Origin of the sequence: Bacillus sp. R86525 (assembly GCF_042466195.1) — a bacterium.
Taxonomy (GTDB): domain Bacteria; phylum Bacillota; class Bacilli; order Bacillales; family Bacillaceae_G; genus Bacillus_A; species Bacillus_A nitratireducens.
The window spans coordinates 2,154,461-2,178,729 of the sequence record NZ_JAXHPX010000007.1 but is presented as its reverse complement, the minus strand read 5'-3'; the positions used below and the strand labels follow the sequence as shown (position 1 = coordinate 2,178,729).

Below are 24,269 nucleotides of genomic sequence, written 5' to 3'. Positions count from 1 at the left end.
AACAAGTGCACTATGCCTCGTCTTAGGGAATAAATCATAACCCTAAAAATAGACGGAGGTAATTCAAATGAAACAAACAATTTTAGGAGCTATATGTTTATCTCTAGCAGCAAGTATATGGGGCGGTATGTACGTTGTTAGTAAATACGTACTCGACTTTATCCCGCCGCTTACACTCGTTTGGCTACGCTTTATTATCGCTTTTGTTGTTTTATATGTGATTTTGAAAATAACTGAAAAAAAGCAAAAGAAAAAAGTAACCATCCACAAAAAAGATTGGCTATTATTTACTTGGATTGGATTCATCGGGTATTTCATTTCAATCACATGTCAATTTATCGGAACGAAATTATCCGATGCTCATACAGGCTCCTTAGTGACATCAGCCACACCTGCATTTATGGTTATATTTGCAGCGCTCATTTTAAAAGAGAAACTAACTACTCGTAGACTTTTATCAACTATAATAGCGACAATCGGTGTCATTATCGTTATCGGATGGGATATTGAAATCGGCTCCTATTTTATCGGTACAATCATTTTAGTTGGAGCTGCTATTACGTGGGCTTTACTGTCCATTTATGTAAAAATCGCTTCAGCTCGATTTTCATCTTTAATTATTACAACGTACGCAATATTTTTTTCACTCTTTTTCATTACACCTTCTATGATATGGGAATTCCAATCAATCTCTATTGAACATATGAACATGTATGTATTATTAGGCATACTTTATTTAGGAATTGTCTCAACAGCAGGTGCATTTTTTCTTTGGAATAAAGGATTAGAATTAATGGATGCTAGCATCGGCTCATTATTTTTCTTCTTTCAACCGATCGTCGGTTCAATACTTGGCTGGTTCCTATTAAATGAGACGTTAAACAGTAACTTTTTCATTGGTGGTATCCTTATTATATGTAGCGTTATAATTACGACTTTTGAAAAGCAAAAATAGTATAAAAAACAGGCAGAGACTTAGTCTCTGCCTGTTCGCATAATTGGCTCTTGATCGTGAAAACCGATGCAAATTGGTATATTACTTTGTAATCCACTACATGCACTTATAAAACTACACACTGTTCTTGCAATTAAATATAAAGTAATACCTACAGCCTTTTTATCTGAATCAAAGCCATTTTCACCATAAATATCAGCTAACTCTCCTAAAGACGGTCCTTCTACTTCATCCGTCCAATCACTTGCCCAATCCTCATCATCTTCTTCAAGAAACATGTAATCGGCACAAATATAGAACTGACTATCCCATTCATTATCAAGGTCATACTCAAAATAAATCGCCTTTGCTTCTTCACTTTTTGCAATTTCTAACGCTTCTTTCAAACCTATTCTCATACTTTTCTTGTATAAGTCTAATGGAATCAATGTAATGCGCTCCGCATCCTCACTTGACGCTAGTGTGCGACAAATATCATAATACTTCGATTCTATTTGAGATACTGATAACGAAAATACATCTTCCTGCATTTCCTCTAAATACTGAAAAATATCCAAACTATTTCACTCCATACTCTTTACGCAGGCCAATGCGCTGGACGAGACAACAATTTCGGCAATTTCGTATGTTTGTCCCCTTTCGCCGCGTTAATTTGAACTTGCGTAAGAAAAATACTATTTGTAAAATCCGTCCCGCGAATATCTGCATCTCGCAAATCTGCTCCGATGAGATCCGTGCCCCTTAAATTTGCATCTCGTAAATTAGCCGCAATAAGATAAGCTCCTCTTAAATTTGCTCCTTGTAAATCCCTTTTTTTAAGGTTAGCTCCCATAAGATCTGCTCCGCGGTGACTGATTCGTTTTTTACGTGCAGCATTCATTTCCTTCCATACTAATTCACTCGTCTCTAAAAGGAGAATGTTCACTTCTGCACGGTGTAATGGCACATTTACTTCCATTAACTCATCTGGACTTAAATTAGAAAGACGCTCTGTCTCTTCAATTGCTTCCTTCAGCTCTTTATGAATTGTCTGCGTCGCCTTTAATAGAATAGCCTCATTCAAATACCAAAGCATTTCATGAAGCTGATGCATAACCGGAAAAGCATTATACATTTTCTTCGCATGCTCGGCATCTTTCCTCCAATCAATTCCTTTAAACGTAACTTGAGAAATCTTTTGTCCAGCACCGAAACATTCAAATACTGTACAACCTTTATACCCTTTTCCTCTAAGATCTCTATGTATACTACATTTATAATCTGATTGTAAATTTGTACAAGGTTTACCACCATCTTTATTCACCGCAAAATCTACTGATGCTGCAAACGGTAATGCTACACAACATAATCCAAAACATTTTTCACAATCCGCTTTTAAACTATTGTAATTTACATCCTCTTCTACACGAAAATCGTCGTTATGATTAGTCAAAATATATACCCCCTGTTGTCTTTTGACTATTTCATAATATTCCAACTGCACTAAATAATCAATTTTAAAACAAATGGACCTATTTCATTTCAAACAACATAATCCATCTATTTCTTTTCATTTAAAAAGGACACCCACTACAATATTAATTATAATTAAATTATGAACTTTCAAATAATAAGGAGGATTAAGATGGCATTAGAAATGAAAACAAACTGTCAAATTTGCGATCATTCCCTTCAGCCCGATTCTGAAGCATACATATGCGTGTATGAATGTACATTTTGTGCACCATGTACAGAGGAAAGACAAAACGTTTGCCCAAATTGTGGCGGCGAACTCGTACGTAGGCCGAAGAAGAAATAGAAAAAAGCAAAGCGATATCGCTTTGCTTTTTTCTGTTTTTGGGGTATATAGAAATTCTACCAATCACAAATTAAACGTTTAAAAACTTAACACAAACAGGCTCTGGTACAACAACATCAGATTGTAACAGTGTTAACTTCCCTGTCGTTTCATTTCTTGAAAATAGCACAAGATTATGTGACTTTTCATTTGTAGCAATAAGAAATTTTCCAGTAGGATCTAACACAAAGTCCCTCGGCCAATTTCCTTCTGTAGATGTATGTTCCACAAATGTAAGCTGACCTGATTTTTGATCCACACTGAAAACAGTAATACTATTATGACCACGATTCGCTACATATACAAAACAGCCATCAGAAGAAATATGAATAGCACTTCCTTGACTATTTCCATCAAACTCTTCTGGAACAGTAGAAATATACTGCAACTCTGTAAAAGACCCTTCTTCCGGATTATATGTTAACACAATGACTTCCGAACTAAGTTCAGTCATTACATAAGCGTACTTTCCGTCCGGGTGAAAAGTAATATGTCTTGGACCGCTTCCTGGGTTCACAGACAAGCTATTCACTTCTTTTAATGTACTATCTTTTATTCCATACGTAATTAATTTATCAATTCCTAAATCAACACCTATCACATATTTTTCATCAGGAGTATATCCCGCATAATGTGCATGTGGTTTTTCTTGTCTTTCTTTATTCGGACCCGAACCTTCATGTGTCATAATAGATGCGGCAGGATTTATAGTTCCATTTTCTTCATTAACTACGAAAGACTCAATTGTTCCTTTATGGTAATTTGCTGTAACTACTGTATGATTTCCACTATCAACACTCACATGACAAGGAGAAGCCCCTTCTACTACTTGTCTGTTTTCTTCCTTTAGCTCTCCAGTATGACTGTCAATCGAATAAGCAGCTATACCACCCGACTCACCTTCCTTAACAACGGAATAAAGATATTCATTATTTCGGTTAATCGTTACATATGTAGGGTTATCCAGCTTGGCCGCAAGTGTTACATTACTAATTTTTTTTGCTTCCGTGTCTAACGTAAACTTATATATTCCTTCACTATTTTCTTTCGTGTATGTTCCAACATATCCAATAAAATCTTTGTTATCCTTCATTTTCATTACCCTCTCTCCCTATATTTTTCGTTCATCATACTTCTTAAAATATTTTGTGTTGAAAGAGTATCCTAAAAAATTGGAGTACCTCTTTATACGTTACCATATTTTCCTGCTGTATAGTCTTTAAACCCACTTTTTTTGATAAGCTGCTATACTTTCATATTCTTCTTCCAATTGACGGGACAGACGAATATAGATTGGCGTTAAATCTTTATATTTTTCCACACTTTCCATGTTTGGCTCATGATAAAAATTTGCACCTACCATTTCAGAAACTACATGTAACGTATCTACTTCACCTAAACTATATAAACCGAGGATCGCAGCTCCTAAGCAAGAGCTTTCGAAGCGTTCGGGAACATATACGTCTTGATGAAAAATATCCGCCATCATCTGTCTCCAAAGTTCCGACCTTGCAAAACCGCCTGTCGCTTGAATTTTTTTCGGTTCACCAATTAGCTCTTTTAAAGCGAGAAGAACGGTATACAAGTTATAAATTACCCCTTCTAAAACAGCACGGATAAGATGTTCTTTCTTATGATGCAATCCAAGTCCAAAGAAAGATCCTCGCGCATTTGCATTCCATAAAGGAGCTCTTTCCCCTGCTAAATACGGGTGAAATAATAAACCGTCAGATCCCGGATTAACTTTTGCTGCTATTTCAGTAAGCACTTCATATGGATCTTTTCCTAAACGCTTCGCAAGTTCAATCTCTGAAGTACCTAATTGATCACGAGCCCACCTAAAAATCATACCACCGTTATTAACTGGTCCACCGATTACCCAATAGTCTTCAGTTAAGGCATAACAAAAAATTCTACCTTTTGGATCTGTTACAGGACGATTTGTCACAGCACGTATCGCACCGCTTGTACCAATTGTAACAGCTACAACCCCAGGATCTATTGCATTTACACCTAAATTTGATAGTACTCCATCACTCGCTCCTACTACAAAAGGCGTAGAAACAAGTACATTCATCTCTTTTGCAAGTCCTTCATCTAATCCTATTAAGCTGTGCGTCGTTGGAACAAGTTTAGAAAGCTTTTCATCTGTAATTCCTGCAACATGTAAAGCCTCTTCATCCCATTTTAAAGATTTCAAATTAAACATTCCTGTTGCTGATGCTATTGAATAATCAATTACATATTCCTTATATAACTTATAAAAAACATATTCTTTGATCGAAATAAATTTATAACTTTTTGCAAACAATTCTGCCTGCTCATTCTGTAGCCAAACTAATTTCGAAAGTGGTGACATAGGATGAATTGGTGTGCCAGTACGAAGATAAATTTCATGACCATTCATATCATTCTTTATTTTTTCTGCCCAGCTTGCGCTTCTATTATCTGCCCAAGTAATACATCTCGTTAATGGATTTCCCTTTTCATCTACAGCAATGATACTATGCATCGCCGAACTAAAAGAGACACAGAGAATATCATTCGGCTGTACACTACTTGACTGTACAGTTTCTTTAATCGTATTTATTACCGCACGAAAAATTTCTTCTGGGTCTTGTTCTGCTGTTTCCGGCGTGGGAGAATATAAAGGATATTCAATTCCATGACTTGCAATAACAGATCCATCAATCGAAAACAGAACTGATTTTGTACTAGTTGTCCCAATATCTACACCAATCATATATTTTGAACTCACCATTTCCTCCTCCTAACAAAAAATCGCTACAGTATCCCACCATAAAAATACATTCATTTTATCTTTGTAAATCCAAATAAAAATATCCTTATTTTAAACAAACATATTGAGTAGTAAAACTCCTCCAAAAGCAATAAATGAAAGTAATGTTTCTAGTACTGTCCATGTTTTAAATGTTTCTTTCACTGTTAACCCTAGGTATTCTTTTACCATCCAAAATCCAGCATCGTTTACGTGTGAAAACATGAGTGCTCCTGCACCCGTCGCAATGACGAGTAACTCTAAATTCACACCTGTCGTATTTTCAACGATTGGCGAAACAATACCCGCTGCTGTTGTTAAGGCGACTGTCGCTGACCCTGTCGCAATTCGAATTAATCCAGCTACCATAAATGCTAATACAATTGGAGATAGAGCTAAATGCTCAGACATTTGAGCAATAGCATTACCTACGCCACTATCGATAAGAATCTGCTTAAATCCGCCACCAGCACCAATAATCGCAACAATAGAACCGATTGGTAATAAGCTATCTTCTGTTATCTTCTTAATAGCCTTTTTATCGATACCTTGACGAAATCCAAGAAAATAGAACGCTGTAAAACATGCAATCAAAAGCGCAATTATAGGACTACCGATTAATGTGACAATCTTCATCAAAGTATTAGAAAGGGGAACATAAGGAGCTGCTGCAGCTAAAACCATTAACATAACAGGTAACAATATAACTAAGAATGAAACTCCTGTTCCTGGTAATTTTGTTGATTTTGTATTTACACGGATCAATTCTGGCTCATTTTCAGGGATTACACGTTTGTGAATCCATTTAGCAAATATAGGACCTGCAATAATAGCTGCAAAAAATGTAATAATGAGTGAATAAAGAAGTACCTTCCCAAGATTCGCTTTATAAATACCAATTGCAACGATTGCCCCTGGATGCGGAGGAACAAGGCCGTGTACTACAGATAGCCCAGCAATCGCTGGTAACGCAATCAATAGAATATTTTGTTTCGTTGTTTTATGAATTGAAATTACCAACGGCAATAATATTAAAATGCCTACTTCAAAAAATACCGGAATTCCAATAATAAAACCTGCAATTAACATAGCCCATGGTAAGTTTTTTATCCCAAAGGATTTAATAAAGAACTCTGCCACTTGCATTCCAGCACCTGACTCTGCCATCATTTTCCCTAAAATTGTACCTAATACTAAAATACCTACTAAATGTCCGAGAACGCTTCCGACTCCCGTTTCATAAGCACTCACTATTTTATCCATTGGCATTCCAGACATAACTGCTAAAAACAAACTTGCAATTGTTAAACTAATAAACGCATGCCATCTCCACCACGATACCCCTAAAATAACAATTACAATTGATAATAATGTAATAATTAAAAGGTACATATTCATACTCAATTCCACCCCTTTATGTAAACCCTTTCAAAATTAATATACAATTAAGAGAACTTATATAGTTTTCTTGAGTAAGAGATATTTTCACATAATAATGATTTATATAAAAAGAATCTCCCTTATCAGAGATACATTTTAACTACTCTCTCTGATAAGGGGATTTCTCTTTAATAATTATAATGTTATTGTGATACATGCTTCATGCGAGCAAATTTTCCTTCTTTAAAAGTGAATGACACTTTCGTCTCTTACTGTTTTCACGTAGTAGGACTACAAACTCGGGATCCAGTTTAAACGATGAAGTTACTTAAGATCTGTCCTCTCATGAAAAGCAATTTTCGGAAAGCCTCCTTCACTTTCATACATTATAACTTAGGCGCTTTCGCCCAATCAGCAGCAAACTTTTCAATACCTTGGTCCGTTAATGGATGCATGGCAAGTTGTTCAATTACTTTATAAGGAATTGTTGCAATGTGAGCACCTGCCATCGCTACACGAGTTACATGATCTGGGTGTCTGACAGAAGCTGCAATAATTTGTGTATCTAATTGATGAACATCGAATAGTTCAGCAATTTTCGCAACTAATAGTACACCATCTTCAGAAATATCATCTAAACGTCCTAAAAATGGAGAAACGTACGTTGCACCTGCTCGGGCCGCTAAAAGAGCTTGGTTCACAGTGAAAATAAGTGTAACGTTCGTTTTCACACCTTTTTCAGTAAGATAGCGACAAGCTTCTAATCCTGCTAACGTCATCGGAAGTTTTATCGTGACGTTTTTATCGCCACCGTTAATTTTAATTAATTCTTCTGCTTGAGCAATCATTTCTTCAGCTGTAATAGCATCTGGCGTTACTTCTGCCGAAACAGACTCAACTTTAGGTACTGCCTGACAAATTTCTGCGATACGGTCTTCAAACTTAACGCCCTCTTTTGCTACTAAAGAAGGATTCGTTGTAACACCAGCTAAAACTCCAAGTTTATATGCTTTTTTTATGTCCTCAAGATTTGCAGTATCAATAAAAAACTTCATGATCCATTCCCTCCATTTTTTAAACGTTAACGAGTTAAATTTTTAAGATGTTTATTTCTTTTCTACTGCATGTCCGCCAAATTCATTGCGCAGAGCTGCTACAACTTTTCCTGTAAATGTATCATTGTCTAATGAGCGGTAGCGCATTAATAGAGACATTGCGATAACAGGAGTTGCTGTTTGAAGGTCTAATGCTGTTTCTACTGTCCATTTCCCTTCACCAGAAGAATGCATAACTCCCTTAATTTCATCAAGTTTTGCATCTTTAGAAAATGCATTTTCAGTTAATTCCATTAACCAAGAGCGAATTACTGAACCATTGTTCCATACTCTTGATACTTTTTCATAATCGTAATCAAATTCACTTTTCTCTAAAATCTCAAATCCTTCACCAATAGCAGCCATCATACCGTATTCAATTCCGTTATGAACCATTTTTAAGAAGTGACCACTACCAGCTTTTCCAGCATATAAGTATCCATTCTCTACAGCTGTATCACGGAAGATAGGTTCAACGATGTCCCAAGCTTCTTGATCTCCTCCGATCATATAACAAGCACCATTACGAGCCCCTTCCATTCCACCAGAAGTTCCTGCATCCATAAAGTGAATACCATCTTTCTTTAGTTGTTCATATCGGCGGATAGACTCTTTATAATGTGAATTACCAGCTTCAATTAATATATCTCCTTTTGATAACAGCGGTGTAACCTCTTCAATAACAGAATCAACAACAGCGTGTGGAACCATAACCCAAAGAATTCTTGGTGATTGTAATGATTGAACAAGTTCGTTTAAGCTAGATACACCTGTAGCCCCGTACTCTTTCATTTCTTCCACTGCACTTGAATTTAAATCGAATGCTGCTACTTCATGTTTATGATCCATTAAATTTTTCCCTAAATTTAATCCCATTTTACCTAAACCGATTAATCCTACTTGCATAATATAATTCCTCCTCAAATCATCTTTTATTAAAAATTCATATCACTACGATCTTGAATACCTTTCAGCACTGATAAGTTGGTATGTACAGAAAGGTATTCACAGTCATGGCTTAAGAATTTAATACATTTTTTGTAATTCGAACAACATTTTCTGTCGTAAATCCAAATAGATTCATGACTTCAGCCCCAGTTCCTGAAGCTCCGAATGTTTCAATTGATAGCACTTTTCCTTCTTGTCCTACATAACGCTCCCAACCGAGAGATACGCCCATCTCAAGAGATACTCGTTTTGTTACAGAAGACGGAAGAACTGATTCTTTATATTCTTTCGATTGGTGATCGAATAACTCCCAGCTTGGCATTGCAACGATACGAACAGAGACATTGTCTTCTTCTAGTTTCGCTTTTGCACTAGCAGCTAAGGATACTTCAGAACCTGTCGCAATTAAAATTACATCCGGATTTTCATTTGTTTGTGCTAATACGTAAGCTCCTTTAGAAAGATTCTCTATGTTCGCTTTCGTTTCATTAAATACCGGTAAATTTTGACGGCTAAGTACTAAAACGACTGGGCCATCCGTTTGCTGTAAAGCATAAGCCCAAGCACTCGCTGTTTCATTTGCATCTGATGGGCGGATAACTGTTAGACCAGGAATTGCCCGAAGAGCTGCTAATTGTTCAATTGGTTCATGCGTTGGACCATCTTCTCCTACAGCAATCGAATCATGTGTAAATACGTAAGTAACAGGTAACTTTTGTAATGCAGCAAGTCGAATTGATGGGCGAAGATAATCATTAAATACAAAGAATGTACTAACGAAAGGTTTTACTCCTCCATGAAGTGCAAGCCCATTCGCTGCCGCGCCCATTGCATGCTCACGTACACCGAAGTATATATTTCGGCCAGCATACGATTCTACTGCATACACCGCTTCACCTTTTATATCTGTCATAGTGGAATGCGAAAGATCCGCACTTCCACCGAAAATAGAAGGTATCGATTTCACATAATGATTAATAGCTTCTCCACTTGCAACGCGAGTCGAAATTGTTTTATCTGTATCGAAGGACAGAATGTCTTTCGCTTCGATTAAAACTTCACCTGTAATCGCTTTTTCTAATTCATCTGCTAGTGCAGGATTCGCTTCTCTGTATAAGTTGAACTGCTCATTCCATTCGTTATCTTTTTCAATACCTTTTTGTTTCAGCTCATTAAAATGAGCTTTCACTTCTTCAGGTACAAAGAAATCTTCCTCATAATGCCAACCATACACTTGTTTTGTCGCTGTTGCCTCTTCTAATCCAAGCGGATTACCATGTGCTTTGTTCGTTCCAGCAACTTTTGGACTTCCATAACCTATAATGGTTCTAATTTCTATAAGAGTAGGTTGGTCCGTATTTTCTTTCGCTAATTGAATAGCTTTAGTAATAGCCTCAACATCATTTCCATCTTCAACTCGTACATATTGCCAATGTGCCGACTCTACCCTTTTCTGAATATCTTCAGAAAAAGCAATGTTTAATTCACCATCAAGTGAAATTTCATTTGAATCATACAGTACAATTAACTTACCAAGTTTCATATGCCCTGCCATTGACATCGCCTCATAAGCGACACCCTCCATTAAGTCACCGTCTCCAACTAAAGCATACGTATTGTGATCTATAATAGAGTGACCATCCTTATTAAACTTCGCTGCTAAATGCGCTTCTGCCATTGCCATTCCGACAGCATTGGCAATCCCTTGTCCTAACGGTCCTGTAGTCGCTTCAACTCCAGGAGTATGACCAAACTCAGGATGTCCTGGTGTTTTACTATTTAACTTTCTGAAACTTTTCAAGTCATCGATTGAAACGTCATATCCAGCTAAATGAAGTAGGCTATATAATAGACTCGATCCATGTCCCGCCGATAAAACGAATCGATCACGGTTAAACCATTCTGGATGATTAGGATTGTAATTTAAATGCTTTGCCCATAATGCATAAGCCATTGGTGCTGCTCCCATCGGAAGACCTGGATGACCTGAATTTGCCGCATTAATAGCATCAATCGATAACGTACGAAGTGTATTCACTGCTAATTGACTCATGTTTTGTGCCATAGTAATTGTCCCCCTAAATACTTTCATTTAAGAATGTACTTATTTTTCCGTTTTTTGATCTAACCACCATTTAAATTCACTTTCTTGTAATAGTTCATTAGACGCATCTGGACCATATGAACCAGACTCATATTCATGAAGTGGCAATAAGTTTTCCTCGAATGCTTCAAGAATTGGTTGTACCCATTCCCATGACAATTCAACTTCCCTCCAATGTGCAAAGAATGTAGCGTCTCCACTTACAGCATCATGGATAAGTCTTTCATAGGCTTCAGGTACTCCCACATCCGCTTGCTCACAAGTAAAGTTAATACGGATTGGTTCAATCTCTCCATTTTTCAATGGATTTTTACTATTTAACTGTAATGAAACATTCTCACCTGGGCTAATTTCAATTATTAATAAGTTAGGTTCTGCATTTGGATTATTATCTTGATATTGTTGTTTTAACGTATTTTTAAATTCGATTACAATACGAGTAGACTTTTCTTTCATTCTTTTGCCTGTTCTTATATAGAAGGGAACGCCAGTCCAAAACGGATTATCGATCCATAATCGTGCAGCAACAAATGTGTCTATGTTAGAAGAAGGATTTACTCCTGGTTCCTCTTTATATGCTACAACTTGTTGACCGTTTATCTCTCCTAAAGAGTACTGGCCGCGAATGATATGGTTCTGAACGTCTTCTTTTTTCACTTTACGAAGCGTCTCCATTACCTTTCGTTTTTCCTCTCGAATTTCACATGCATTAATTTTTTCCGGCAGATTCATAGCAGTCATCATTAATATTTGTAACATATGATTTTGAACCATATCTCGAATGGCTCCAGCCTGATCATAATATCCTGCCCTTTCTTCAACCCCAACTGTTTCACTAGCTGTGATTTGTACATTCGCAATATGTTCTTTATTCCAAATCGATTGGAGAACAGGATTTGCAAATTCTAGTGCTTCAAGGTTTTGGATCATCGGCTTACCTAAATAATGATCAATACGGTATATCTCGTCTTCTTCAAACGTTCGACTAAGCTTATCATTAAGCTCACGAGCAGATTTGAGATCGTGCCCGAACGGTTTCTCAATCATCAAGCGTTTCCATCCATCCGTTTTATCAAGTCCGCTTTTCTTAATATTTAAAGCAATTGTCTCAAAAAATTCAGGTGCAACTGAAAGATAGAACATCCTATTACCTTTTATATGTAGTTCTTCTTCCCTTTCACGAACGACTTGTAATAACCTCTCATAGTCTTCCGGCTTACTCACATCTAATGGGCAATAACGAAAATTATCTAAAAAACCTTCGAGTTCTGGAGTACCTTCTTCCCTCTGACGGGAAAACGTCTCTATTGATTCTTCTATTCTTTTTTGAAAATCTATATGAGATACTTCACGTCTCCCAAGCCCGATAACAGATATTTGCTTTGGAAGCTTTTGATCTCTATATAAGTTATATAGTGCGGGGTAAATTTTGCGTTTCGCTAAGTCCCCTGTCGCTCCAAATAAAACAAAGGTCATTGATTCCAATTTTAGTCCCCCTCGTGGTGTATAACATTAGTCAATATATTAAAAATGAATTGTACAGAAGCTCATACTCTTATACTTCCTGTTTTTATAAAAAACAAAGAGTTGTCTAATTCCAATTCTTTTTATACCTTTCGCTCTCTCATTGTCCCCAATATTAATAGTGGAAATTCAAAGCATTTGTACTGCAAATTACTTATTTATTAGATCTTACAGAAAAATATTTATCTAATTACTTTTAGTAATCTAATAACATTATGTCTAGTATATTAACCACATAAATTATTATCGTCAATAAAAATGTCTTGGATTGAAGAGTTTTTATTCTGTAATACTATTTAGTCTTTATCTATTTATTAAAACTCCTATTAACTTCATCACCCGCAAAAACTTGAACGTAAATCCACATAAAGATTACTTTTTGTGGATTACTAACTCATTCTATATCCATTCATTTTCAAAGATAATGCTCATACAATAAATATTAGTTTCATCAAAAACTTTTACTTAACTTCGTATTTAATTCGCAAGCGGATTTTAAATTATGACCAAGAGTTATTTCTATAATAAGACGATTCAATCCTTTTATAGCCTACAGTCCACTCTACTTAATATTTGACGAATTTCCTGAAAGAATTCCCATTCCTCCCTTTACAATGCAAGAAAATGTGGAAGCACTTCTTCCTCTAGCTCATCCAATACTTCCGTATACATCAAGCAGCGCTTTAACACCTGTAAGGTAACCTACACGTATTGGTGTAGGACGTTCGTTTGGATTTTCAGACAACTCTATATACATCGGCTGTATAAATGGTTTGAATACATTTGGATGATATTCTTCTACTAGTTTTCACTATTGTCCAATTGCTACTGCCTGATGTACCGGACTACGGGGATAATACACCCCTCGCTATATTCAGCAAACCATTCCATATTTCGCTGACTAAAACCTGTGAAAAAGGTCGGAACATGCTAGCCAAATTCAAAATATTATACTTATTTTTTGTACTTTGCTATGCTATAGCCACGAACAGGAGGTAAAAAACAATGAAAGCACAAATTATCCATTCTTTTGGGGATTCATCTATATTTCAATTAGAAGAAGTTTCAAAACCGACACTTTTACCAGGTCATGTTCTAATCCATGTAAAAGCAGCAAGTGTAAATCCAATCGATACGAAAATGCGTAGTGGCGCTGTTTCATCAGTTGCTCCTGAATTTCCAGCTATATTACACGGGGATGTAGCTGGTATTGTTATTGAAGTGGGGGAAGGCGTTTCGCAATTCAAAACTGACGATGAAGTATATGGGTGTGCCGGAGGTTTTAAAGAAATTAGTGGTGCACTTGCAGAATTTATGCTTGCTGATGCACGATTGATTGCTCACAAACCTAACAATTTAACAATGGAAGAAGCAGCTGCCCTGCCATTAGTTGCAATTACGGCTTGGGAATCTTTATTTGATCGTGCAAATATTAAATCTGGTCAAAATGTGCTCATTCATGGAGCTACTGGTGGCGTTGGACACGTAGCCATTCAATTAGCTAAATGGGCAGGTGCTACAGTTTTCACAACAGCTTCTCAGCAAAACAAAATTGAAATAGCCCATCGTCTAGGGGCCGACATAGCTATTAATTATAAGGAAGAATCTGTTCAAGAATATGTGCAAAAACATACGGATGGAAACGGATTTGAAGTTATATTTGATACAGTAGGTGGCAAGAATCTCGATAATTCTTTTGAAGCTGCTGCAGTCAATGGAACTGTCGTAACAATTGCCGCTCGTTCAACACATGTCCTCTCTTCTTTACATGCAAAAGGACTTACTCTGCACGTTACTTTTATGGCATTAAAAATATTACATACAGATAAACGTGACGCTTGTGGAGAAATTTTAACTAAGTTAACTCAAATAGTAAAAGAAGGAAAACTTCACCCATTGCTAGATGCTAAGTCTTTTACGTTTGATGAAGTCGAACAAGCACATGAGTATATGGAGTCAAATAAAGCAATAGGAAAAATAGTGTTAAAAAACGTTTGGTAATTTTGACCCGATAAAAAATAACTTATTAGTTATCCTAATTACCAATTAACATGAGATAATGATACATAAAATAAAATGCCATGCGTAACAAAAAAACTTGCAGGGAAATCCCAATTTTTTTCTGCATATTAAAATAAAAGGTTTATAATTCATCCTAATAGTCTTAAATATAAGCTACTTTAAAGACTTGTTGGACAGCTTGTACTTCTCATGAGTCTTTACCATATAAGTTCGTTTCTACACGAATACAAGCTTCTTTTAATTCTTTAAAATCAGAAATCATATTTAATTCATCCGTATTTGCATAATAGAAAATATCAAACATTTCATCTTCACCAATACTTGGTACATCTACTCCATTATGATTTCCACCACTAGCAATCAAATAAGCTACTTTATTAATAATGCTAGAGTTCGTGTGTACACCACCATGATCGTGGTCAGTCAGTTTCTCATCAGTATAATTATTATAGTTACATTAATTCATATCAAGTGTTTAAATATCATATAATTTCCTTTACGCTTCTATTTCTTCTCTTTCAGAAATTAATCAAAAAACACGAAGACTTAAAATCCTTCGTGTTTTTTGAAATATACATATTGTTACACTTGTCATTGAATTCATAACTAAAATCTTTTTACTCATGAAAAAGTCAATTCCCTTACGGATGATGTCCATTAAATATTATTTATGAAATTTCACACGCTCTTCAAGCGGTTGGAATTCTTTTTCACCTGATGCAGCTGTTGGATTACCAAATGGCATTTGTGCAATTAGTTTCCAATTGGCAGGGATATCCCATTCTTTTTTCACTTCATCGTCAATTAATGGATTATAATGTTGTAAAGATGCCCCTAATCCCTCAGCTTCTAATGCTGCCCACACAACTAATTGGTGCATACCTGATGCTTGGTTTGACCAAATCGGGAAGTTTTCAGCATATGCAGCAAATTTTTCTTGAAGCGATTTAACTATAGCTTCATCTTCAAAGTATAGTACGGTTCCATAACCAGCTTTAAAGGAATCCATTTTTTGTTGCGTTCCTGAAAAATCTCCATCTCCAACTACTTTTCTTAATGTTTCAGTTGTAATATCCCATAATTTATTATGAGCTTCACCAAATAATACAACTAATCGCGCAGTTTGAGAATTAAAAGCTGACGGAGTATATTTCACAGCAAACTCCACAATTTCTTTAATTTTTTCATCTGATACTTGTACCTCTTTATTAATCCCATAATTAAGTACGTCTTTCTTTCAGTGCAGTATAGAAATCTTTTGTCATAATTTATTTCCTCCTGAGTTCTAATATCCTCCAAAATGATACATCTCGAAGATAATATGAGTTTAAAGAAGTTCATTTTTAATTATTGAACTCCTTAACACCAGTTGCGAATTATTCTAAATCTAAACACTCTACTTCTTATCCAAGACGCTTCAGTTTACTTAAAAAGTCTTATAACATCATTAATAAAATCGAATCAGCATTCGGTACTATTTTACCCATTCTCTATTAATGTATCCTAGGTGTTTCATATTTACACAAATATGAAATGTAGCTATTTTAATCATCAAATTTTATCTTGAAGCGACATGTCTTTAATGGGAAATAGTAACATTGAATTAATTTATTGTAATCACCAAGAAATACAGGAATCATTAACAACTCATTACCTGACTTATTACATTTAAGCTACTCTCCTTTGTCATTTAACAAAAGTGACAGGTGAATTAAAAATTTTAATGCCTTACAAAAGAGATACTAATACAGCAATTTCGCAAACTGAAAGAAGACAATGTAATTCAAAAAACAGTGTACAATCAAGTACCTCCTATAATGGAATCCTATTTGCTGTTTACAAAAAAGTATAATAAAAAGGCAAAACCGAACATATTCTTGTTCAGTTTTGCCTTTTTATTATTGCTTCAAATGATTTTTAACTGCTCTTATAACCAATTCATGATCTACTTCTGGTGGTAATCCTGAGACTGTTATCATCCCAATAACCCTTACGTTTTTTATTTGGATAGGAAAGCATCCACCAAACGCAGCATATTCCGAGCCATCTAAACGGTATTTTTCATGATATGGAACTCCGCTTATCTCACTTTCTATCTGCATATAATACGAGCTATGATTATGCAGGGAAACGACCCGTTTTTTACGCTCAATCCATTTCGTATTTTCCTCAGTTGTCCCTGTCATCTTGAAATGAAATAATTGCACACCATTTTTTGCTATATCAACAGCAATCAATTTCCCCTCTCGCTTTGCTGTTTCAACGATAAATAAACCTAATTGCAAGGCATCTTCATTTGTAAAAGAGGAAAATTGAAGTGTTTCCTCCTCTATTAATATTTGTTTACTTATTTCACTCAAATTTGAAGTACTCATATCTTTAACCTCCCTAATTGTCTTATACCACATTGGCACTTTTTAGAATTACCAGACTCTATAGTACTGTAACGCTTGTTTGCTTCTTAATGGTGCTATTATGAATTATATTTAACACTTTAAAAATGTATGTTCTTTAAAGTGCTATAGATACTAAACATTTAGTACAAGAATTGTCTACTTCCTTGATTAATTAAAATATATTAAAGTGTTTGCATTTTTACAGTGCTACAATGTCCTTGCGAAAAGATACTATATTTTACTCGTGTGAATACCGAAAAAGCCAACTTAATACACGCGAATTCATTACAAGAAATACAAAAAAGCAAAGCGCCCACGCTTTGCTTCCTACAAAATCCCTTTTAACTTTTCACAAATTAACTTCGCTAAATATTCATAACCTTGTGGTCCGAAGTGTAAACCGTCTTTTTCATCATCTTCTACAAATCTCTTATAATCCTTTTCTTGAATCATTTCAGCGTACAAATTTAGAAAATGACTTCCTGTTTCTTTCGCCACTTCCTCAACCACATTTGCATATTGACCGAGTACTTCATTCGTTCTATTATGTTGCCTTGCTTCATCAACTGGTGCAGGACTAATAAGTAATACTTTTTCTGATGAAATCGTACTTACAATTTCCTCTAAATTTTCTTTGTAAGATTGTAATGGCACTGGATCAAATAACACCGAATCATTCGTACCAAGAAAAACTGTTACAAAGTCTGGTTTATGTGATAATACATCACCTTCAATCCTATGTAACCCATCGAACGTATTATCACCTGGAACACCCGCATTAACCACTTTCCAATTTGGAAACATCTCTTGCAAACGCGGTGTTAACCTAGGCGTTCCACCAAAAAACGTTTCTTCAGCTGTAATACTATCACCAAAACATACTAACGTTTTCATTAATCTAGCACTCCTTTTACGTATGAAACAACTTTCCTTCTACCGCTTTCACATATCTTTCCGCAGAACGTTCAACTGCCTCATTTGCATTTTCTTTTACTACTCGGTGAAAGGCGTTATATAGACGATTAAATTGTAACGGTTTCACTCGATTCGCCATTTTTTCCACTTTCCTTGCTGGTAGTGGAATTAAGTTCGGATAGCTGTACATGAAGCTCACCCACCGCTCATCCGCTACAACTTGAATAATATCACCTGTTAATAAAATACCTTTCCCATCATTACCTTCTTCCCAATGTAATACAGAACCGCCACTAAAATGCCCCCCGAGACGATGTACAGTAATCCCATCCGCTAATTGTAAAGACTCACCAGACCAATAAATAATACGACTACTTGGACGCATCACCCACTCTTTATCGTCTTCATGTATATAAATTGGTACATCGAATGTTTCTGCCCATTCTACTTGCGTTGAATAATAATGCGGATGGGATAGTGCAATCGCATCTAATCCGCCCCACTCTTTTATCTTCTCAATTGTCGTGTCATCTAAATAAGTAATACAATCCCATAACAAACGATATGACTCTGTTTTTACTACAAATGCCGTTTGACCGATCGCAAATCCTGGTTTTGTCGTAATACTATACAGTCCATTTTCTTCTTCTATAATTTCATTTTTATACATATCACTCGTTCTCAAGTTTTCTAAAGTTGTCCATGACTGCCCTTTCGGATTAACATATTGTCTCTCCTCATCACAAATAACACAACTTACCGGTTCTTCCACACTCGCTGCATACTGCACGCCACACGTTGTACAAACGAAATTATTCATAGTTATTCCCCTATCCCTTTAATTTTTTATTAAGCTGATATTTGTTGATCGTTTTCTGCTTTTTTATTTTCAAGTGATACGCTTATAAGAGTAATAAAGTAGACAACTGTAACCGCCATAGGAATTACAATAAATCCTTTTTCCGCAAAAAGAATCCCACATACTGACGTTACTAATACAGTTCCTACTGATAAAAAACCATAACTTTTACTTTCATAAATCCATACATATGGTAAAAAATGAACACCTATTAACATCGCTACTACAAAAGGTAACCACTCCGGAAATTGAAAATATGCAAGTAATACAAACGGAATATTCAATACATTTATCCCACCAATTACTCCAGCTAAAGTCCCTAGCGGATTTCCTTTCGCAAACATGTCAATTTTTAATATAGCAGCTATCATTAAGCCGAAAGGAAACACACAGCCCATACCAATTAAATATACCCACACAACTTGTTTTTCTGAAAGAAGAACACCAGTTATGCTCGCTACAATCCAAAATAAAAGACCAGCTATTATAATAGGAAATCCCTTCTTCGTTTTTTGTGCTAAATCTCTTTTTGCTTCTGAAATGTTCATTTCTATATCTCCCCCAAAATATAAGTGCTATAATGTCGTCTTATTTTCGCTATCGAACATAATCTCATTCATCCAATAACGCCAAGCTACTAAGTAATCTTCTAAATCTTTTGGGTGGTGTCTTATACACGTATCTATACGTAAATATAAGCCTATGACTATTTCCTCATATAAATCTCGTTCTTTTTTATGAAATACACATTGTTTCATCACATAATCAATCGTTTCTTTTGTTAAATCTTCCGGAGTTGAACAGAACGCGTAAATTAAATCATATATAGGATCCCCTAACACTGGTAAAGGGTCTATCACGCCATATAACTTATTTTCTCGAAATATAAAGTTATGGAATCCGAAATCACCATGTAATAAAAATGGCTGATTTATTCCAGTCCCCCTATTTGGACTATTCGCTAGTTTAAGAACAATTCTATACTCTTCCTCACTTATGTAACGTCTTACATTTTCATAAGCTTCCATCACATTTGCCGTTAAAAATTCATTCCAAGATTGAACCAGACTTTCTTTCCATCCCCAGCCATCTGCACCCGGAACAATTTTATACTTATTGATAACTTCTTTTACAAGTGTAATAAGCGTACTTCGTTTATGTCCTTGTTCGCACGAAGTACTACCTTCAAGGAAAGAATACACGAAATATGTATGTAAAGCTTCTTTATACAAAAGCTTTGAAAATAACGCATTCCCCTCATAAAAAGAAAGAAAATTAGCTTCTTCACGTATTACTTTCGCTTCATTCGATTTCACAACATATCTTTCATCCAACAAATATACAGTACTTGTCGTTCCTCCGCTCAACACTTTCATGCTATTTGGATAATGTGAAATAATCTTCTCATTAACTAGTTGTTCAGCGATTACTGAAATGTTCATTCACTCACCCTCGTATTTGAAGATTCCCTCAATTCAAAAGACAACTTTACTATTATTTGACAATTGCAAGAGAATCCCTTCTAACATCTTAATATTGCAGAAATTAATTTTTATTTTATCAAAACGGCTTCCTTCAAGATTTCATCATATAATTCATTCCATTTATAATGATGCGCTGCACTCTCTTCTACTCTAACAAACATCCTTTTATCGGATTCATACTCACCGTCAAACTTATGCACTTCATTAATCTCCATCCGGTAGAACGGCTGATACCCTACTTTTGGATATGGACTATTTTCATTCCAATTTGGATTACCACTATGGTCAACGATAATATATCCAAATAAAGTACATTCTCCTTTTACATAACCTTCTTCCCACGCTTCTCTTTTAAAACATTCTTCTGGTAGTTCCCCTTCTTCTATATGCCCACCAGGAAAGTCCCAACCACGCTGCTCATGGTCTATTAGTAAAATCTTATTATTATGAAAACAAAAACCGTGAACACTCGTGATTTTTTCGTATTCTGGCAATATACAATCTTTTTTCCACGTTAACTTCACTTTTGATTCCCCATAATTTGCATATACAGTTACCATTTCCCTCACTCCAAATGATCTTCATTTAATCTAGTAATTTCTATTGAATTATCTCTTTCTTTTAACTTACGAGCCAAACTTTCTACACCAAACACTTCTGTAAATGTGTGACTACCTACAATTAAATTTATCCTTTTAAATTTTGCATGTTGCACCGTATATAATGTTTTTTCTCCTGTTATGTACGTATCACAACCTTTTTCTAGCGCACGCTCAATCAAATTTGTATTGTTCCCTGCACCCGTTAAAATCGCAATCCGTTTCACTGGTCTGTCATGATTTTTCCAGCTCTTCACTTTCTCTTCCATTCTCTCTTCAAGTTTTTCAACTAAATTTGAAAAGGGAATCGCTTCTTTATATTCTCCTATTCCCGGTAGCTCTTCTTTCTCATACGTGGAATACGCCAGTATTGTATCTATCTCAATTTCGTTAAATAATGACGTACACGTGCCAAACTTTACAAAATCTAACGGCAAATGAATCCAAAAATGATTCATTTCATATTCTTTTAATTTCTCAATACAAGCCCCTTCCATACCGAATAAAAAGCTCCATGGCGCATGATGTGTAACTATCATATCGACACCATTTCTATACGCTTCTTCAATTGTCTCTAGTGTCAAATTTGTCGTGTAACCTATTTTGTGAAATTCCTCTTTACTAATGTGAGTGAAGCCATACTCGTCATCACCGTATTTATTAAGGTGCTCTTCAAAAAGTGATGTAATATGTTCTTTAAACTGTGTTATATTCATTTTCATTTCTCCTTTCATTTACTTTTATATTTCAAAAATAAGGAAATACTATTTAACGACGTTACATACATATAGGAGGACAATATGAAACCTGAATTTTTAAAAGCTATACATGAAGCGATTGGAAATGTTGAGCATATTCATATAGAAGAAAGTGGTGCAGATAGTTTACTCATTCATCATGATGATGCACAGCAATTAAAACAAGTTGCTGAAACGTTAGAACACAACAATTTCCGCTCTACTATTAGAACAACTGGAGATGCTTCGTATATTGAAGTGTTGAACAGATAAAGAGAAGTCCCAGCTATGTGCTGGGCTTCATTCTTTTATATTGAAATTTCAAACTCTTTCACATATACCGCTGTTCCCGCAATATCTATTTGTAACTTCTCTTCCTCCACATCTTTCGTTACATAAACCGTTACACGACCATCTTTATTTATTTCCTGTCCTTGCTCAACGATTAACTCCAGTTCATGGTCAAAATCTTTCTCCAAATACGTTGCATAATACGCTCCCATTACACCTGAAGCTGTCCCTGTCACAGGATCTTCTATTGTTCCAGAATAAGGTGATGAGAAATGACGACCGTGCATTTTTGCTTCTGCATCATATGTTTCCAAGCAAAGTGGATGAATAGCAACCTTTGGCATTTCTTTTAATACAGATGGAAATTCACTATTATTAGGCTTCATCCTTTCACATGCTTCAAGTTTTTTAATAGGTACAATTAAAGTCCAAATACCAGTACTTCCATATACAATCGGTAATTTTTCATCTAAATCATTTACTTCAAGACCAATACTGTAAGCTACTGCCTCTTTGGGACCTGTAAAATTTTGAAACCGCGGTGTTGCTTGTCTCATTTTAATAAAAGTTTCCCCGCTTTTATTCGCACCTATATGTATTGGCAAAACCCCCGCCTTTGTTTCAATTGTTAAATTGTGTTTCCCTTCTATTAATCCTCTTTCATGAAGTGCATATATAGTCCCTACTGTCGCATGACCACATAAATCATTTTCATGACCAGGCGTAAAATAGCGAATTCTTATATCTGCTACTTCTGAAGAAAGAACGAAAGCTGTTTCGTTAAATCCAACCTTTTCAGCAATACGCTGCATTTCCTCTTCCGTTAATCCATCTCCTTCTAATACAATACCTGCTGGATTTCCCATATTCGGTTTATTACTAAATGCATCATAATGGACTACGCTTACTTTTTTCATTCTCATATCCCCTAATCCTTTTTTTAAATTTTTTTGAAGGCCCAAATATATTTTGAATGGTTGTAAGATCGCACTTTACCACTTCAATTCCCCTACGCCCGGCTCAATAAACTTCCCTGACACATCCTCATTTGAATCTATTACCCAATCATATATATTTTGTGCTCCTTCAGCAGGAGTCATATTCGCATCAAAAGCACCAATGTCAGTCTTTAACTTCCCAGGGTGAATTGCGGTTACACCAATTCCTTCATTCTCAAACTCCTGTTGTAAGCAGAGCGTTAACATATTTTGTGCAGCTTTTGCGATCCGATATGAATATGAGAACTGCCCTTGTGGAAATTCTTTTCCAGCCATTTTATGTAATGAACCTAAACGAGAGGATACATTTATTATTCTTGGTTGATTCGACTTAGTTAAAGCCACATATGTACCTTTTACAGCTCGAATAACTCCTAAGCAATGAACATTAAATAGTTCCATTAACTCTTCTGAATTTGTACGTAAAATCTCGGTTTCCTTACCAGTAATTCCAGCGTTATTTATAACTAGATCAATATACTTTGTATATTCCTCCAGCTGGTTCTTAATTTGCTCAGTGCTCTCATCAGCCGATAAATCTGCTAATATAGGAAAACATCTAGAACTAAACATTTTCTTCAATTTCATTACCGAAACCTCAGTTCTAACTAACGGATAAACAACATGTCCATTTTCATGAAATACTTTTACTAACTCTAGCCCTAATCCACGATTTCCACCTGTAATAAGTACCCTCATCTATCCATCTCCTTATTTTTATAATAAATAAGAAAATCTGCCCACTTGCCATTCTCCATAGAAAATGCCTCTCTCATACATTCAAATGAAAAACCAGCTCTTTCTGCAAGACGAATAGATGGCTCATTATCGATATGTATATGTAATTCAATTCTATGAAATTGAAGGCTATTAAAAAATAACGGCAGCGCAGCTATTACACTTTCTGCTCCGTATCCATTTTTCCAATATTGATTATGAATAGAGTAGCCCATCATCGCCCATTGATAGTCCATACGTAAAATTTTTATAAGTTCTAGCTTTCCAATATTGGCACCATCTTCTTTCTGAAAAATACCTAGAACGTACATTTCATCCCGTCTTGCCGCCTCATCAAATCCTCTTATCCATTCCGTGAACCATTCTTTTGTTGAAGACGACATATCATGATAGCCATCATCGTATTTATATTGAGATGGTAACCTCTTATTGAATCCATCTAACCAACTTTCATAATCCTCTTTTTGAAATGGACGAATAATAAGTCTCTCTGTCTCTACTTGTAATAGTGGCAGCTTCATTTATATCTCTTCCTTTAATTGTTAATTAAATATTCTTTATTATCTTACACAAAATACAAAATCTAGTAAATCATTATGTTTTTTATAA

The 24,269-nt window shown here is 35.5% G+C and carries 24 protein-coding genes and 3 pseudogenes; 5 read left to right on the top strand and 22 right to left on the bottom strand.

The annotated features are described in order from the left end of the window. Window positions 1–67: 67 nt before the first annotated feature. Window positions 68–955 carry a DMT family transporter gene (locus tag SJY24_RS13785; protein ID WP_377865006.1) on the top strand — a complete coding sequence of 296 codons (888 nt, stop codon included), beginning with the start codon at window positions 68–70 and terminating at the stop codon, window positions 953–955. 20 nt (window positions 956–975) lie between these two features. Here the strand turns inward: SJY24_RS13785 and SJY24_RS13780 are convergent, their stop codons facing one another. Together SJY24_RS13780 and SJY24_RS13775 are read right to left on the bottom strand one after the other, a co-directional pair. Beyond that, window positions 976–1,512 (bottom strand): hypothetical protein, encoded by a 537-nt coding sequence (locus tag SJY24_RS13780; protein WP_377865005.1) that lies wholly within the window; start codon window positions 1,510–1,512, stop codon window positions 976–978. Between the two features lie 20 nt (window positions 1,513–1,532). Beyond that, complete coding sequence (locus SJY24_RS13775) at window positions 1,533–2,387, bottom strand: pentapeptide repeat-containing protein (protein ID WP_377865004.1); 855 nt, start codon at window positions 2,385–2,387, stop codon at window positions 1,533–1,535. A 192-nt stretch (window positions 2,388–2,579) separates the two neighbouring features. Here SJY24_RS13775 and SJY24_RS13770 point away from each other — a divergent pair, with 192 nt between their 5' ends. Continuing rightward, the gene (locus SJY24_RS13770) at window positions 2,580–2,753 is read left to right on the top strand and encodes a DUF1272 domain-containing protein (protein ID WP_001162783.1); all 174 of its coding nucleotides are present in this window, start codon (window positions 2,580–2,582) and stop codon (window positions 2,751–2,753) included. 70 nt (window positions 2,754–2,823) lie between these two features. Here the strand turns inward: SJY24_RS13770 and SJY24_RS13765 are convergent, their stop codons facing one another. The 8 genes and pseudogenes from SJY24_RS13765 to SJY24_RS13730 form a co-directional block, all read right to left on the bottom strand. Next, on the bottom strand, window positions 2,824–3,885 hold the full coding sequence (locus SJY24_RS13765) for a lactonase family protein (protein WP_377867251.1): 1,062 nt from the start codon (window positions 3,883–3,885) through the stop codon (window positions 2,824–2,826). A gap of 126 nt (window positions 3,886–4,011) precedes the next feature. Then, window positions 4,012–5,553: a gluconokinase gene (gntK, locus tag SJY24_RS13760; protein ID WP_377865003.1), complete on the bottom strand. Its 1,542-nt coding sequence runs from the start codon at window positions 5,551–5,553 to the stop codon at window positions 4,012–4,014. Between the two features lie 90 nt (window positions 5,554–5,643). Next, window positions 5,644–6,969 (bottom strand): gluconate permease GntP, encoded by a 1,326-nt coding sequence (gene gntP / locus SJY24_RS13755; RefSeq protein WP_377865002.1) that lies wholly within the window; start codon window positions 6,967–6,969, stop codon window positions 5,644–5,646. Between the two features lie 368 nt (window positions 6,970–7,337). Continuing rightward, window positions 7,338–8,006, bottom strand: coding sequence for a fructose-6-phosphate aldolase (fsa, locus tag SJY24_RS13750; RefSeq protein WP_377865001.1), 669 nt, complete (start codon window positions 8,004–8,006; stop codon window positions 7,338–7,340). Between the two features lie 51 nt (window positions 8,007–8,057). Further along, window positions 8,058–8,951: a phosphogluconate dehydrogenase (NAD(+)-dependent, decarboxylating) gene (gnd, locus tag SJY24_RS13745; protein WP_046954728.1), complete on the bottom strand. Its 894-nt coding sequence runs from the start codon at window positions 8,949–8,951 to the stop codon at window positions 8,058–8,060. Between the two features lie 112 nt (window positions 8,952–9,063). Beyond that, a complete protein-coding gene (gene tkt, locus SJY24_RS13740) occupies window positions 9,064–11,058 on the bottom strand; it encodes a transketolase (RefSeq protein ID WP_377865000.1) in 1,995 nt (664 codons plus the stop codon). A gap of 39 nt (window positions 11,059–11,097) precedes the next feature. Beyond that, window positions 11,098–12,582 carry a glucose-6-phosphate dehydrogenase gene (gene zwf, locus SJY24_RS13735; RefSeq protein ID WP_377864999.1) on the bottom strand — a complete coding sequence of 495 codons (1,485 nt, stop codon included), beginning with the start codon at window positions 12,580–12,582 and terminating at the stop codon, window positions 11,098–11,100. Window positions 12,583–13,230: 648 nt separating this feature from the next. Then, window positions 13,231–13,548, bottom strand: a pseudogene (locus SJY24_RS13730) (LLM class flavin-dependent oxidoreductase); the annotation flags it as partial. A gap of 78 nt (window positions 13,549–13,626) precedes the next feature. On the opposite strand from SJY24_RS13730, the gene SJY24_RS13725 reads away from it, so the two are divergent. Then, entirely contained in the window at window positions 13,627–14,622 is a 996-nt protein-coding gene (locus SJY24_RS13725) for a zinc-dependent alcohol dehydrogenase family protein (protein WP_377864998.1), read from the top strand. A gap of 208 nt (window positions 14,623–14,830) precedes the next feature. Here the strand turns inward: SJY24_RS13725 and SJY24_RS13720 are convergent. Next, window positions 14,831–15,097, bottom strand: a pseudogene (locus SJY24_RS13720) (M4 family metallopeptidase); the annotation flags it as partial. A gap of 210 nt (window positions 15,098–15,307) precedes the next feature. Next, window positions 15,308–15,908: pseudogene (locus SJY24_RS13715) on the bottom strand (nitroreductase family protein). 474 nt (window positions 15,909–16,382) lie between these two features. Between SJY24_RS13715 and SJY24_RS13710 the strand changes: the two are divergent. Continuing rightward, window positions 16,383–16,604, top strand: coding sequence for a winged helix-turn-helix transcriptional regulator (locus tag SJY24_RS13710; protein ID WP_377867250.1), 222 nt, complete (start codon window positions 16,383–16,385; stop codon window positions 16,602–16,604). Here the strand turns inward: SJY24_RS13710 and SJY24_RS13705 are convergent. The 7 genes from SJY24_RS13705 to SJY24_RS13675 form a co-directional block, all read right to left on the bottom strand. Next, window positions 16,542–17,018, bottom strand: coding sequence for a heme-degrading domain-containing protein (locus tag SJY24_RS13705; protein ID WP_377864997.1), 477 nt, complete (start codon window positions 17,016–17,018; stop codon window positions 16,542–16,544). The two genes, SJY24_RS13710 and SJY24_RS13705, sit on opposite strands and share 63 nt — an antisense overlap. A gap of 348 nt (window positions 17,019–17,366) precedes the next feature. Then, window positions 17,367–17,933, bottom strand: coding sequence for an SGNH/GDSL hydrolase family protein (locus SJY24_RS13700; RefSeq protein WP_377864996.1), 567 nt, complete (start codon window positions 17,931–17,933; stop codon window positions 17,367–17,369). A gap of 16 nt (window positions 17,934–17,949) precedes the next feature. Then, window positions 17,950–18,774: an MBL fold metallo-hydrolase gene (locus SJY24_RS13695; RefSeq protein WP_377864995.1), complete on the bottom strand. Its 825-nt coding sequence runs from the start codon at window positions 18,772–18,774 to the stop codon at window positions 17,950–17,952. 29 nt (window positions 18,775–18,803) lie between these two features. Next, entirely contained in the window at window positions 18,804–19,361 is a 558-nt protein-coding gene (locus tag SJY24_RS13690) for a DUF7010 family protein (protein WP_377864994.1), read from the bottom strand. Between the two features lie 27 nt (window positions 19,362–19,388). Then, window positions 19,389–20,255, bottom strand: coding sequence for a phosphotransferase (locus tag SJY24_RS13685; RefSeq protein ID WP_377864993.1), 867 nt, complete (start codon window positions 20,253–20,255; stop codon window positions 19,389–19,391). 110 nt (window positions 20,256–20,365) lie between these two features. Next, complete coding sequence (locus tag SJY24_RS13680) at window positions 20,366–20,857, bottom strand: NUDIX hydrolase (RefSeq protein ID WP_377864992.1); 492 nt, start codon at window positions 20,855–20,857, stop codon at window positions 20,366–20,368. A gap of 5 nt (window positions 20,858–20,862) precedes the next feature. Then, complete coding sequence (locus SJY24_RS13675; protein ID WP_377864991.1) at window positions 20,863–21,612, bottom strand: Nif3-like dinuclear metal center hexameric protein; 750 nt, start codon at window positions 21,610–21,612, stop codon at window positions 20,863–20,865. A gap of 84 nt (window positions 21,613–21,696) precedes the next feature. Between SJY24_RS13675 and SJY24_RS13670 the strand changes: the two genes are divergently transcribed. Further along, complete coding sequence (locus SJY24_RS13670; RefSeq protein WP_000801638.1) at window positions 21,697–21,906, top strand: hypothetical protein; 210 nt, start codon at window positions 21,697–21,699, stop codon at window positions 21,904–21,906. A 35-nt stretch (window positions 21,907–21,941) separates the two neighbouring features. Here SJY24_RS13670 and SJY24_RS13665 read toward each other — a convergent pair whose 3' ends face one another. The 3 genes from SJY24_RS13665 to SJY24_RS13655 form a co-directional block, all read right to left on the bottom strand. Continuing rightward, entirely contained in the window at window positions 21,942–22,841 is a 900-nt protein-coding gene (locus SJY24_RS13665; protein WP_377864990.1) for a PhzF family phenazine biosynthesis isomerase, read from the bottom strand. A 75-nt stretch (window positions 22,842–22,916) separates the two neighbouring features. After that, on the bottom strand, window positions 22,917–23,621 hold the full coding sequence (locus tag SJY24_RS13660; protein WP_377864988.1) for an SDR family NAD(P)-dependent oxidoreductase: 705 nt from the start codon (window positions 23,619–23,621) through the stop codon (window positions 22,917–22,919). After that, on the bottom strand, window positions 23,618–24,181 hold the full coding sequence (locus SJY24_RS13655; RefSeq protein WP_377864987.1) for a GNAT family N-acetyltransferase: 564 nt from the start codon (window positions 24,179–24,181) through the stop codon (window positions 23,618–23,620). Before SJY24_RS13655 ends, SJY24_RS13660 begins: the two co-directional genes overlap by 4 nt. Between the last annotated feature and the right edge of the window lie 88 nt (window positions 24,182–24,269).

Coding starts and splice junctions, on each gene's coding strand:
- SJY24_RS13665 (WP_377864990.1), bottom strand. CDS start 22,841: ATGAAAAAAGTAAGCGTAGTCCATTATGATGCATTTAGTAATAAACCG.
- SJY24_RS13690 (WP_377864994.1), bottom strand. CDS start 19,361: ATGAACATTTCAGAAGCAAAAAGAGATTTAGCACAAAAAACGAAGAAG.
- SJY24_RS13680 (WP_377864992.1), bottom strand. CDS start 20,857: ATGGTAACTGTATATGCAAATTATGGGGAATCAAAAGTGAAGTTAACG.
- SJY24_RS13670 (WP_000801638.1), top strand. CDS start 21,697: ATGAAACCTGAATTTTTAAAAGCTATACATGAAGCGATTGGAAATGTT.
- gntK (WP_377865003.1), bottom strand. CDS start 5,553: ATGGTGAGTTCAAAATATATGATTGGTGTAGATATTGGGACAACTAGT.
- SJY24_RS13700 (WP_377864996.1), bottom strand. CDS start 17,933: ATGAAAACGTTAGTATGTTTTGGTGATAGTATTACAGCTGAAGAAACG.
- gntP (WP_377865002.1), bottom strand. CDS start 6,969: ATGAATATGTACCTTTTAATTATTACATTATTATCAATTGTAATTGTT.
- SJY24_RS13705 (WP_377864997.1), bottom strand. CDS start 17,018: ATGAGTACTTCAAATTTGAGTGAAATAAGTAAACAAATATTAATAGAG.
- SJY24_RS13695 (WP_377864995.1), bottom strand. CDS start 18,774: ATGAATAATTTCGTTTGTACAACGTGTGGCGTGCAGTATGCAGCGAGT.
- gnd (WP_046954728.1), bottom strand. CDS start 8,951: ATGCAAGTAGGATTAATCGGTTTAGGTAAAATGGGATTAAATTTAGGG.
- SJY24_RS13685 (WP_377864993.1), bottom strand. CDS start 20,255: ATGAACATTTCAGTAATCGCTGAACAACTAGTTAATGAGAAGATTATT.
- SJY24_RS13725 (WP_377864998.1), top strand. CDS start 13,627: ATGAAAGCACAAATTATCCATTCTTTTGGGGATTCATCTATATTTCAA.
- SJY24_RS13770 (WP_001162783.1), top strand. CDS start 2,580: ATGGCATTAGAAATGAAAACAAACTGTCAAATTTGCGATCATTCCCTT.
- SJY24_RS13765 (WP_377867251.1), bottom strand. CDS start 3,885: ATGAAGGATAACAAAGATTTTATTGGATATGTTGGAACATACACGAAA.
- SJY24_RS13785 (WP_377865006.1), top strand. CDS start 68: ATGAAACAAACAATTTTAGGAGCTATATGTTTATCTCTAGCAGCAAGT.
- SJY24_RS13675 (WP_377864991.1), bottom strand. CDS start 21,612: ATGAATATAACACAGTTTAAAGAACATATTACATCACTTTTTGAAGAG.
- fsa (WP_377865001.1), bottom strand. CDS start 8,006: ATGAAGTTTTTTATTGATACTGCAAATCTTGAGGACATAAAAAAAGCA.
- tkt (WP_377865000.1), bottom strand. CDS start 11,058: ATGGCACAAAACATGAGTCAATTAGCAGTGAATACACTTCGTACGTTA.
- SJY24_RS13655 (WP_377864987.1), bottom strand. CDS start 24,181: ATGAAGCTGCCACTATTACAAGTAGAGACAGAGAGACTTATTATTCGT.
- SJY24_RS13660 (WP_377864988.1), bottom strand. CDS start 23,621: ATGAGGGTACTTATTACAGGTGGAAATCGTGGATTAGGGCTAGAGTTA.